General features: G+C 34.7%; 13 protein-coding genes. 10 read left to right on the top strand and 3 right to left on the bottom strand.

Annotation, left to right across the window (positions count from 1 at the left end):
• Nucleotides 1-567 precede the first annotated feature (567 nt).
• The gene (locus AC4GZ8_RS18940) at nucleotides 568-1,641 is read left to right on the top strand and encodes a CAP domain-containing protein (protein ID WP_491083461.1); all 1,074 of its coding nucleotides are present in this window, start codon (nucleotides 568-570) and stop codon (nucleotides 1,639-1,641) included.
• A 197-nt stretch (nucleotides 1,642-1,838) separates the two neighbouring features.
• On the opposite strand, the gene AC4GZ8_RS18935 is transcribed toward AC4GZ8_RS18940, so the two are convergent.
• Entirely contained in the window at nucleotides 1,839-2,327 is a 489-nt protein-coding gene (locus tag AC4GZ8_RS18935) for a PaaI family thioesterase (RefSeq protein WP_491083447.1), read from the bottom strand.
• A 169-nt stretch (nucleotides 2,328-2,496) separates the two neighbouring features.
• Between AC4GZ8_RS18935 and AC4GZ8_RS18930 the strand changes: the two genes are divergently transcribed.
• The 5 genes from AC4GZ8_RS18930 to AC4GZ8_RS18910 all read left to right on the top strand — a co-directional run bounded on the left by AC4GZ8_RS18930 (nucleotide 2,497) and on the right by AC4GZ8_RS18910 (nucleotide 4,716).
• Nucleotides 2,497-2,895, top strand: a complete 399-nt coding sequence (locus AC4GZ8_RS18930; RefSeq protein WP_491083446.1) for a YlbD family protein — start codon at nucleotides 2,497-2,499, stop codon at nucleotides 2,893-2,895.
• Between the two features lie 32 nt (nucleotides 2,896-2,927).
• Nucleotides 2,928-3,167 (top strand): YlbE-like family protein, encoded by a 240-nt coding sequence (locus tag AC4GZ8_RS18925; RefSeq protein WP_491083445.1) that lies wholly within the window; start codon nucleotides 2,928-2,930, stop codon nucleotides 3,165-3,167.
• A 100-nt stretch (nucleotides 3,168-3,267) separates the two neighbouring features.
• Nucleotides 3,268-3,699, top strand: a complete 432-nt coding sequence (locus AC4GZ8_RS18920) for a hypothetical protein (protein ID WP_491083444.1) — start codon at nucleotides 3,268-3,270, stop codon at nucleotides 3,697-3,699.
• A gap of 76 nt (nucleotides 3,700-3,775) precedes the next feature.
• Nucleotides 3,776-4,219, top strand: a complete 444-nt coding sequence (locus AC4GZ8_RS18915; protein ID WP_491083443.1) for a YlbF/YmcA family competence regulator — start codon at nucleotides 3,776-3,778, stop codon at nucleotides 4,217-4,219.
• Between the two features lie 224 nt (nucleotides 4,220-4,443).
• Nucleotides 4,444-4,716: a YlbG family protein gene (locus tag AC4GZ8_RS18910; RefSeq protein ID WP_491083442.1), complete on the top strand. Its 273-nt coding sequence runs from the start codon at nucleotides 4,444-4,446 to the stop codon at nucleotides 4,714-4,716.
• Nucleotides 4,717-4,791: 75 nt separating this feature from the next.
• Here AC4GZ8_RS18910 and AC4GZ8_RS18905 read toward each other — a convergent pair whose 3' ends face one another.
• Complete coding sequence (locus tag AC4GZ8_RS18905; protein ID WP_491083441.1) at nucleotides 4,792-5,181, bottom strand: DUF7147 family protein; 390 nt, start codon at nucleotides 5,179-5,181, stop codon at nucleotides 4,792-4,794.
• Nucleotides 5,182-5,680: 499 nt separating this feature from the next.
• Between AC4GZ8_RS18905 and rsmD the strand changes: the two genes are divergently transcribed.
• A complete protein-coding gene (gene rsmD, locus AC4GZ8_RS18900) occupies nucleotides 5,681-6,253 on the top strand; it encodes a 16S rRNA (guanine(966)-N(2))-methyltransferase RsmD (RefSeq protein WP_491083440.1) in 573 nt (190 codons plus the stop codon).
• Between the two features lie 3 nt (nucleotides 6,254-6,256).
• Nucleotides 6,257-6,739 (top strand): pantetheine-phosphate adenylyltransferase, encoded by a 483-nt coding sequence (gene coaD, locus AC4GZ8_RS18895; protein WP_491083439.1) that lies wholly within the window; start codon nucleotides 6,257-6,259, stop codon nucleotides 6,737-6,739.
• A 26-nt stretch (nucleotides 6,740-6,765) separates the two neighbouring features.
• Here the strand turns inward: coaD and ylbJ are convergent, their stop codons facing one another.
• The gene (ylbJ, locus tag AC4GZ8_RS18890) at nucleotides 6,766-7,962 is read right to left on the bottom strand and encodes a sporulation integral membrane protein YlbJ (protein WP_491083460.1); all 1,197 of its coding nucleotides are present in this window, start codon (nucleotides 7,960-7,962) and stop codon (nucleotides 6,766-6,768) included.
• 258 nt (nucleotides 7,963-8,220) lie between these two features.
• Here ylbJ and AC4GZ8_RS18885 point away from each other — a divergent pair, with 258 nt between their 5' ends.
• Nucleotides 8,221-9,045, top strand: a complete 825-nt coding sequence (locus AC4GZ8_RS18885; protein WP_491083459.1) for a patatin-like phospholipase family protein — start codon at nucleotides 8,221-8,223, stop codon at nucleotides 9,043-9,045.
• Nucleotides 9,035-10,063, top strand: a complete 1,029-nt coding sequence (locus AC4GZ8_RS18880; protein WP_491083438.1) for a SepM family pheromone-processing serine protease — start codon at nucleotides 9,035-9,037, stop codon at nucleotides 10,061-10,063. The genes AC4GZ8_RS18885 and AC4GZ8_RS18880 overlap by 11 nt, the downstream gene beginning before the upstream one ends.
• The last annotated feature ends 7 nt before the right edge of the window (nucleotides 10,064-10,070 follow it).

The raw sequence follows: 10,070 nt of genomic DNA, 5'->3' as shown, positions 1-10,070 counted from the left end.
CCATAAAAATTACTGCCAGTTATGAGTGTGGAAAGTGAAACTTCTATGATTGGGAAATGTTTTCCTTCCCAATCATAGTTAGTTGAACTTATCAGACCAATACTGGCAGTTTTAAGCAGAGGAAACAAAGTCAAAAAAAGAAAAAAGATAAAAAATAAAGACCATAAAAAAACCTAAAACTTACTGCCAGTTATGAGTGTGGAAAGTGAAACTTCTATGATTGGGGAATGTTTTCCTTCCCAATCATAGTTAGTTGAATTTATTAGTCTATCCTTATGATTACTTTCTGCATTTTATTTATTCGATTTTTATCATAAGTTTATTTCAATCACCATTCATTCAGAAATCTGGTACAATAATAAGTATTAAGACTCTGGCAGCATGTACTTGTTTTAATCAGTGTTTTTATCTAAATGTTTTAGATTTATTTAACGTGGTAATAATGATTTAAAAAAGAGAGCCTATGATTTTATTTAAAACGTGACGGTATGGGATATATAGAATATCTAATCTACCGTTTCATATAATGATAAAACAACAGAAGGTTAATTTGAGGAGGTGGCCAAGCTGCGAATTATTTTTAGGACTATTATTATTTTTATAATTATTTTTGTAAGTTATACATTATTCATTTATTACGGACAGTATACTCCAAATGAAAGACATGAAGAAGAAAATGTTCGGATATCAAACGAGGAATTAACTAGCCCTAAAGAAGATATTTCAGAGGGCGGTAAGGGTTCAATACCTAGTGAAGGTGTCTTGTCATTGATGGAAAAATCATCAGAAGAAATTACAGCACTGCTAGGTGAACCTGATCGAATTGACCCTTCTGCTTATGACTATGATTGGTGGATCTATGAAAAATCCGATAAAGAGTATATTCAAGTTGGTATACTAAATCAGAGAGTTGTTACAGTTTATGCGATTGGTGATGAAGTAAATGTTAAGCCTTTTGAAATTGGACAATCTGTTCAGGAAGTGTTTAAGATCCAACCTGTATCATCTAGCCTCTCATTAGAGCTGGAAGGCAACTCCTATAGATTTGAATTTTCAGAAGAAGACATGAATACTAGGCCGACGATAAAGATCGGTGACTTATATGTTCAATTATATATTGATAAATTTGATGGCATTTTATCAAGTATACGTGTTTTGGACGCTGAAACGTTTATAAAACAGCGGTCTTATGAAGTGACATATCGAGGAGAGTTAATTGTGCCGCAAGAAATATCCGAAGATAAATGGGAGAGAATTGAGAAAGGCGCAGAACAACAAATATTATCTATAACCAATATGCTCCGTACTAGACACGGTCTAGAAAAAGTGAAATGGGATGAAGAAACGTCTGAAGTCGCATTTTTGCACAGTAAGGACATGAAAGAGAATAACTATTTCTCACATGAATCTCCAACAGATGGAAGTCTTGTCAACAGGTTATCAAAGCTGGATATTAAATATCAAATGGCCGGTGAAAATATTGCTGCACAGTATGTTGATGGTATTGCGGCAAGTGAAGGTTGGTTGAATAGCAAAGGACATCGTGAAACGTTATTGAATGAAGAGTTTTCTCATTTAGGTGTTGGAGTAGATGGTCTTTATTACACTCAAAATTTTATAAAAACCTGGGATCCGAACTAGGTATGTAATCAAAGAGGTGCCAAAATCATCTCATATCTTAAATAGATATGGGTAGATCTGGCACCTTAGTTTATATTATGGCTATTTTACCGCAGAAAATTATTCCAAATCGTTGTATTGCTCTGACCAAAACTGTTAGTCTAAAGCAGAAGTTCACCCTTTTCTACGAAAATTCACCTATGATGTTTGAGCTTTTCTTATTGTCTATTAATAATAAAAAAGCTCGCTGTACTATGAGCAATAAGAGTTCCATCATCTCTGAAGACCTTACCTTCTGTTACCACTGTTTTATTCCCTTTATGAATGACATTTGAAATACATGATAATTCTTTGCCAACACCAGGTGCAACGTAGTTGATTTTAATTTCTGTTGTAACAGCAGCCTTATCAGGCGGAAGGATGTGATGAACAAGTCCGCCCATTGCTGAATCCAGAAGTGTTGCTGTAATTCCTCCGTGAACTATATTTAAAGAGTTTTGAATAATAGGGGTATTCGGGATTGTTATTTGAAATTGCTTGTCTTTAAATTCTGTAGTTGCATGAAGGAGAGCGCCTATATAAGATCCTTTTTCGTGATATTGTTTTTTCTTAAGACCATTTAATAAAAGTTCGATTACATATAGATTTTCTTCATTTGATTGTTCAATAACCTCTCTGGTTAACTGCAACAATTTTTCTTTATTCATTGTTTACCCTCTCCTTTTTGGTTAGTGCTATTTTACCAAATATTTCTTTTATTACGCAATTGCTCTTAGGTAAATTTAAAGAAGTGTCTGTATAAGAAAAGATTGGGCGAACAGTATTCCTCCTTACTCAATAAGATATTATAGGCAAATGTATCAATGAGGTGAGGAAATGGCATCGAAAAAAACGCATCCATCCGTTCAGCAGTTTAAAGATTTTGTGAGAAAGCATCCGAAACTTATTCAAGAAGTGCGAAAAGGAAATAAAGATTGGCAGGAAGTGTTTGAAGATTGGTATTTACTTGGAGAGAACGATTTGATGTGGCAACAATATAAAGAAGACCAGTCTAGTGACACCAAAGAAAAAGAAGCAACTAGTAAAGCAGATTTTATGAATCAGCTGTTCACAGCTGTAAAGAAAATGGATATGGACACAGTCAATCATCATCTTACTAATATGAGTAGTACAATTTCTACACTGCAAGGGTTATTCGATCAATTTGGTTCAAAAGGATCTGGCCAAAGCTCTTCTTCCTCAAGTCAACACCCTTTTTCATTTAGAAAGGATTAGAGAAGAGTTTTTTGCTCTAGTAGGAGGGAACTATGAGAAAGGATGTTCAAGAATACATTTTGGCGAACGAAGAACGTATACGATTTATTAGAGAACAGCCCTATTGGTATAGAAAATTGTCTAGAAATCCAAATGAGCTTGATTCAATGGAAATAGAGATGATGAATTATTACCAAAAAACGATCCCGCATAAGGTTCAACAATTTTCTAACACAATTCAAATGGCATCTATGATGATCGCAATGTTTCAATCAATGAAACAACAAGATTAATTCAGTTTAAGGATCTTTTTGTATTACAGTATGTTTTCTGAAACGATTCATGTTTTTTAATGTCTCTGTAAACAATAGTCATAAAAGGAGGCAGATTGATATGTATCGTTTCATTTTATTTTTTACATGTTTTGTTTGGGCTTTGACCGGATGTGTTGAGGATAAGCCTAGGCCGGAAGGAGGTATAAGTGTTGTACCACTTCAAATTATCGACACATCACAATCAGCAATTGAAGTGGTTAGTCAAAAACAACCTAGAAACTTAGTGGTTAATCACCATGTAAGAGGGCAAAATGTTTATGTAGAATGTTTTGTTCCATCCTTCACGTTTAAGGAAAAGGGCGGAATGAAAGTGAATGGAGAGGGCCATGTAAATGTGTTTGTTGATGGAAAAAGAGTAGAAGAGATCTCTACTGCTGCATTTATTATTAAAGGGTTAGAAAAAGGTAATCATCAACTTAAGGTTGAAGTTGTTCACAATGATTCATCAAGTTATAATTTGAAAAAATCATGGAATGTTTCTATTAAATAAAGCAGATCGTAAGTTACGATAATTTTTCATTTTCTGTTATTCGTGTTAAAATGAATAGCGGAGGTGTTTAAACTCTATGTTTGCTACACTTGAAAGCACGATAATAGTAGATCATGCAGAACAACTAGCTAACTGGGTACTTCAATCAGAAGTTGTAAAGGAGTATCGTCAAAGTTATCATATATTAAAAAACGATAAGGAAGCACAGCAACTAATTCGTGAATTTACGAAAGTTAAGGATTTATACGAAGATGTTCAGAGGTTTGGAAAATATCATCCAGATTATCGTAAAATTACTAAAGAGTTGCGAGATGTTAAGAGAGAATTGGATCTGAATGAAAAAATCGCTAATTTTAAGAAAGCGGAAAATGAAGTTCAGTCTCTACTGGATGAAATTAGTGTTCAAATAGGTCAAGCCGTTTCTGTTCACATAAAGGTCCCAACGGGAAATCCATTTTTTGAATCAAGCTGTGGTGGGGGCTGTGGTTCCGGCGGAAGCTGTGGCTGCAAAGTATCATAACGTGACTAATACTCGTTTTTATTGGAAATGTATCTAAGCCTCTGATTTAAAATATGTGGAGGATGATTAGACGAACTAAGGTTTTCGTCATTTGGACTTGACGACAAACCTTAGTTTTTCTAATTATTTTTGTCAAAATATTGTTTGAAATGAAAAAATTTGCTAGACTTTTAATGGTTAGCCATTTTTATATTTTTTGTTTATAACATTAAGGGAGAATGAGTATGTTTGAAAAGCGTCAAGGTATTGTGGTTTGGCTTCATACATTAAAGCAGTTAAAAATGCTTAGGAAGTTCGGAAATGTCCACTATGTCTCAAAGCGATTAAAATATGTTGTATTGTATTGCAACATGGATGTTGTAGAGCAAACGATTCAAAAGCTGTCATCGTACTCGTTTGTTAAACATGTTGAACCATCCTATAAGCCGTTTTTAAAGCTCGAGTTTGAATCAAAGGTCGATAAAGCAAAAGAATACGATTATAAGATTGGACTATAAAGTAAAAGAGAATGAATGAAGGATAGATCCCTTACATCATTCTCTTTTTTTGGTTTCTATCTGTACTCTAGCTGTTCACTGTAAAGGCGGTATCAAATGGTTTAATCGAAGAATTCCGATTATATATTGATAATATAGTTCCTTTTCATTAAACATAGATGAAGGCTTCACATCAATTTCGATAATCTGCTTTTGTAAATATCCGGAAAGTTCCTTGAATAACTCGAAACGTTTGTTTTCAGTAAATTTTGGATTAGGGATCCCTTCACGGCATATATAAAGAGCTTGAAATTTACCAGGGTCTGTTGGCTGCATTATTACAACAAGTGAGGTAACCTCTTTTTCTTTTACTTTCGTATGTAATGCAAGTAACTGTGTTACTCTATGCTTATTAGCTTTTGAGATTTCTATTAATTCATAAATATCTGAGTAGCCTTCACCAAGTTCAATAAAGCGTTGAATCATACATATCCCCCTATTTTTTTGATTTAACTTTTTGCGTTAATCGAATAACAATATAGCATGAACCAGATTAAAAGTTAAGAGTACAGTGCAAATTGCTTTAATACAGCTGTTATGAAATTTATAAATAAAAAAAACCCTGCAGATATCGACCTGCAGGGTCCTTCAATACCTTTTTCCTAAAGGCTGAAGGCAAAGGGAGAGGAGAAACCGGAGGAAGAACTTATGGGGAAACGTAAGTCTTCTCCGCGGTTGGCAACAACATCAACGAATCGATGTTGTTAATACTCATTATCACCAATTCACCTATCAGTATACATAAATGCGAAAATTTTCTTTGAAACAATTATTTAGCAAGTTGTTTACATACTAAATGAAAGACCTTTATTTCAAATAAGGAAAGGATTGTATCATATAGAATGGCTATGGTAGGATAAAGTGAAACTTGAAAGAGGAATTTCTCAACTTTGTAAAGTAAAATTTAGAAGTAGTGGTGAAACAGATGAGAATTGTATCGGGAAACTATAAAGGTCGACAGTTAAAAGCTGTACCAGGTGTGACAACAAGACCGACTACCGACAAAGTGAAGGAAGCTATATTTAATATGGTAGGTCCTTATTTTGAAGGGGGAATTGCCTTAGATCTATTCGCCGGAAGTGGTGGCTTAGGAATTGAAGCGCTTAGTAGAGGGATAGAAAAATGTGTGTTCGTTGATCGCGAACCTAAGGCAATCCAAACAATACATAAAAATTTAGAAATATGTCAAATAGAAGCAGATCACTTCGAAGTATATCGGAATGATGCAGACAGAGCTTTAAAAGCAATTATAAAAAGAGGAATTCGATTTCAATTAATCTTTTTAGACCCACCGTATAAGCAACAAAAATTGAAAGCGCTTATCAGTGTGTTGAGTGAAAATAATGTCATGAATGAAAATGGCTTTATCATAGCTGAACATGGTTCAGATGTTAAGCTTGATCGAGAAATTGGTCATTTTACACAAGTAAAGCATGAAACATATGGGATGAGTTCCATTTCAATTTTTAAGTATAAAGAAGTTAAAGGGGAGGAATAAGGAATGAGCAGCATTGCTGTATGTCCAGGGAGTTTTGATCCAATTACGTATGGACATCTAGACATCATTAAACGGGGAGCAAAGGTTTTTGATCAAGTATATGTTTGTGTATTAAATAACTCATCAAAGCAACCCTTATTTTCAGTAGATGAGCGTTGTGAACTCATTAGGCAAGTAACAAAAGACATCCCAAATGTTGTCGTTGAATCTTACAAGGGACTTTTGATTGATTATGTTCGGGAAAAAAATGCTCAGGCCATCTTACGTGGTTTGCGAGCTGTTTCGGATTTTGAATATGAGATGCAAATTACGTCTATGAACCGGGTACTTGATGAAAATATTGAAACGTTTTTTATGATGACGAATAATCAATATTCCTTCTTAAGTTCGAGTATTGTAAAGGAAGTAGCTAAATACAAAGGGAACATTTCTGAATTAGTCCCAGAAGTTGTTGAGGTAGCGTTGAAAAATAAATTTTCTAACTAATAAAGGTGAGGGGATTCCTCACCTTTTTAACTTGCTTTCGTAAATACGTTTCTTTTTCCGTAAAGTATTACATATAGAAGGAGAGAAATAATTGTGACGAGTGGACCATTATGAACAATCATTTCCCAATATTCTTTAGCCCAGCTTGGCCCATGTTTCATTAACATAACAGGTATTTCGTAAGTGTTATAAGATTGTAGGTTTAAATATAGTGGATTAAATAGTAAGAAAGCGATAAAAGATGAATAAATCCCCTGTAAAATCCTTGCGATAAAAAAAGGTTTAAAACGAATATCTGTATCAGCTAAAATACTTGCCACTTGAGCCTGAATTGATAATCCACCAAATGCTAAAATAAAGCTCGCAATCATGATTTTATCAAGTAAATTTGCATCAGACTCGCTCACAAGTTGATTCCCAAGCGTAATTTCAAATATTCCTGTAATTAAAGGAACACTTAGGTCTGTAGCGATATGCAATAATGCCAAGGCACCTGAAAAGACCAAACCGATTAATTGGGTAACATGAATGATGGCTAATATTTTATTAAATACTGAAAAAAGAATGATAAACCCGCCGATCATCAATAAAGTTTGGATAGAAGAAATAACAGCATCTCCAAGCATTTTTCCTAGTGGTCGTGTCTCCTTGATTCTTGTCGAATGAAGCTCTTTAAATGCCTGTACAAGCGAAGGGAAAGTTCTTTTTTTCTCTGAATCAAATGATTCATCTGATTTTCCATAGAACCTCATTGAAAGGCCAACACAGAGGTTACCTAAATAATGTGCAGAAGCCAATAGGATTCCAAGTGCGGGTTTATCAAAAAAGCCTACAGCCACAGCACCGAAAATAAATAATGGATTTGAAGAACTTGTGAATGATACTAATCGCTCTGCTTGAATTGAAGTTAGTTGTTTTTCTTGTCTTAATCTTGCAGTAAGCTTTGCACCAGCCGGATTTCCTGAAGCCATTCCCATAGCCCATACAAATCCCCCAACCCCAGGTACACAGAATATAGGTCTCATTAATGGTTCTAATAGAACACCGATAAATTTTACTACACCAAATCCGATGAGAAGTTCTGATACAATAAAAAAGGGAAGCAATGATGGAAATACAACTTCCCACCAAATGGTTAATCCTCTAAGAGAAGCATCAAGTGATTCTTTTGGATTTAGAATAATCGCGATCGTTAAACCGCTAATAAAAATGGCTATGAACATTGTTTTTAGTTTTGATGAAAAACTCAAAATATGACGCCTCCTAATTTAAGCACTATCTTTTAAGCATCTAGAACTAAAAAAACAGAGTTCAAGTACTTGTACATCCTCATTAATTCAATATACGTAAATAGGTATAGAATTTAGACCATAAGAATCTCATACATGTTTATTCATTAGTTTGAAAATGCTTGAATACTATAGTCGTAACAAAAAGTTATAATGATAAAAAAGGTGAGAATTGTTAAAGACATTTCGGTGATGATTGGTAAGGAGGGATTCTCCTTGGAACGAGAACCTAAAATAGGACTAGCGCTTGGTTCGGGTGGTGCAAGAGGGCTTGCTCATTTAGGAGTTTTAAAGGTTTTAAAAGAGAACGGGATTCCTATTGACCTAATCGCAGGTAGCAGTATGGGGGCATTAGTAGGAAGTTTCTATGCTGCTGGGATAAGTTTAGAAAGGCTATACCAATTTGCTTTGGCTTTTAAACGAAAATATTATCTGGACTATACGGTTCCAAAGATGGGGTTTATCTCAGGGAATCGAGTGAAAGAACTCATTCGATTATTCACCCATCAAAAAAACTTTGAAGAGCTAGATATTCCTGTTGCAGTTGTTGCGACAGATTTATATGATGGAAAAAAGGTTATATTTAATAGTGGACCTGTTGCAGATGCAGTACGAGCAAGCATCGCTATTCCAGGAATCTTTGTTCCGGAAAAAATTGATGGTAAACTATTAGTGGATGGTGGAGTAGTAGACCGTGTACCTGTGTCTGTTGTGAAAGATATGGGGGCAGATATTGTGATTGCAGTGGATGTATCACATGTTAAGAAAAATGAAGATATTACTTCAATCTTCGATGTGATTCTTCAAAGTTTAGATATCATGCAGGATGAGCTTGTACATCACAGAGAGATTGCTTCTGATGTTATGATCCGACCTCATGTTGAGCAATATAGCTCAAGAGCTTTTACAAACATTAAGGAAATTATAGAAATTGGAGAATTGGAAGCGAGTCAACATATTCCTAAAATAAAAGAATTAATTGAGAAGTGGAAGGAGAATCACTCTGATGAAGAGTAGAACTATTTTTCGATCTGGTTTAGTTTTAGCAATCATTTTGCTAATTATGTCATTTATAAAACTTCCATTCTATATTACGCAACCTGGTATGGCTTCAGAACTAGAGCCCATTATCAAGGTTGAAAATGGATTTGAAGATGAAGAAGGGAGTTTTTCCTTAACTACTGTTCGATTTGGCAGAGCGAATCCTTTAACATATATGTGGGCAAAATTAAACGAGTTTTATTATATTCACCCTTTAGAAGAAATAAAGAGAGAAGATGAGTCTGATAAAGAATACATGAACAGACAATTACATATGATGGAAGTTTCTCAAGAATCAGCTATCTCTGTTGCTTATCAAAAGGCAAATAAGAAAGTAGAATATACGTTTCATGGTATCTATGTAGATGGTGTTATAAAAGAAATGCCTGCTGCATCGGTGTTAGAGGTAGGGGATCGGATTTATAAAGTAGATTCTATAGAGTTTCAAACTGCTGAAGAATTTATTGAGTATGTAGGAACAAAAAAACAAGGAGAACAAGTCAACATAAAGTTTGAAAGAGATGGGAAGCAGGATGAAGCTCAAATAACATTAGCCCCATTTCCAGATCATCCGGAAAAAGTAGGGCTTGGCATTTCATTAGTAACTGATCGACAAATGAATGTAGAGCCTAAAATTGAACTTCAGACAGAGGAAATAGGCGGCCCATCTGCTGGGCTTATGATGTCACTTGAAATTTACAACCAATTAACAGAAGGGGATTTAACAAGAGGGTATCAGATTGCTGGAACTGGTACGATAAATGCTGAAGGGGAAGTAGGTCCGATTGGTGGTATTTCACAGAAAATTGTTGCGGCTGACAAAGAGGGAATCGATATTTTTCTTGCACCAAATGAAAAGGGGAATCCAATATCTAATTACAAAGAGGCTGTTGAAACAGGGAAAAAGATCGGTACGGACATGAAGATTATCCCGGTTGATACGTTTGATGAAGCTGTTGAATACTTACAGAACCTAGAAACAAAAAAAGCATAAAATTGGA

Source organism: Metabacillus sp. RB-C-LZQ-3-1 (genome assembly GCF_058315175.1).
The sequence above is the reverse complement of the archived record's forward strand: the minus strand, read 5'-3'. Positions and strand labels throughout refer to the sequence as shown.

What these genes read in the sequence shown, in the direction of transcription:
- AC4GZ8_RS18905 (WP_491083441.1), bottom strand. Translation starts at nt 5,181, where the DNA reads ATGATTCAACGCTTTATTGAACTTGGTGAAGGCTACTCAGATATTTAT.
- AC4GZ8_RS18915 (WP_491083443.1), top strand. Translation starts at nt 3,776, where the DNA reads ATGTTTGCTACACTTGAAAGCACGATAATAGTAGATCATGCAGAACAA.
- ylbJ (WP_491083460.1), bottom strand. Translation starts at nt 7,962, where the DNA reads ATGTTCATAGCCATTTTTATTAGCGGTTTAACGATCGCGATTATTCTA.
- AC4GZ8_RS18880 (WP_491083438.1), top strand. Translation starts at nt 9,035, where the DNA reads ATGAAGAGTAGAACTATTTTTCGATCTGGTTTAGTTTTAGCAATCATT.
- AC4GZ8_RS18885 (WP_491083459.1), top strand. Translation starts at nt 8,221, where the DNA reads ATGATTGGTAAGGAGGGATTCTCCTTGGAACGAGAACCTAAAATAGGA.
- AC4GZ8_RS18925 (WP_491083445.1), top strand. Translation starts at nt 2,928, where the DNA reads ATGAGAAAGGATGTTCAAGAATACATTTTGGCGAACGAAGAACGTATA.
- AC4GZ8_RS18910 (WP_491083442.1), top strand. Translation starts at nt 4,444, where the DNA reads ATGTTTGAAAAGCGTCAAGGTATTGTGGTTTGGCTTCATACATTAAAG.
- rsmD (WP_491083440.1), top strand. Translation starts at nt 5,681, where the DNA reads ATGAGAATTGTATCGGGAAACTATAAAGGTCGACAGTTAAAAGCTGTA.
- AC4GZ8_RS18930 (WP_491083446.1), top strand. Translation starts at nt 2,497, where the DNA reads ATGGCATCGAAAAAAACGCATCCATCCGTTCAGCAGTTTAAAGATTTT.
- AC4GZ8_RS18935 (WP_491083447.1), bottom strand. Translation starts at nt 2,327, where the DNA reads ATGAATAAAGAAAAATTGTTGCAGTTAACCAGAGAGGTTATTGAACAA.
- coaD (WP_491083439.1), top strand. Translation starts at nt 6,257, where the DNA reads ATGAGCAGCATTGCTGTATGTCCAGGGAGTTTTGATCCAATTACGTAT.
- AC4GZ8_RS18920 (WP_491083444.1), top strand. Translation starts at nt 3,268, where the DNA reads ATGTATCGTTTCATTTTATTTTTTACATGTTTTGTTTGGGCTTTGACC.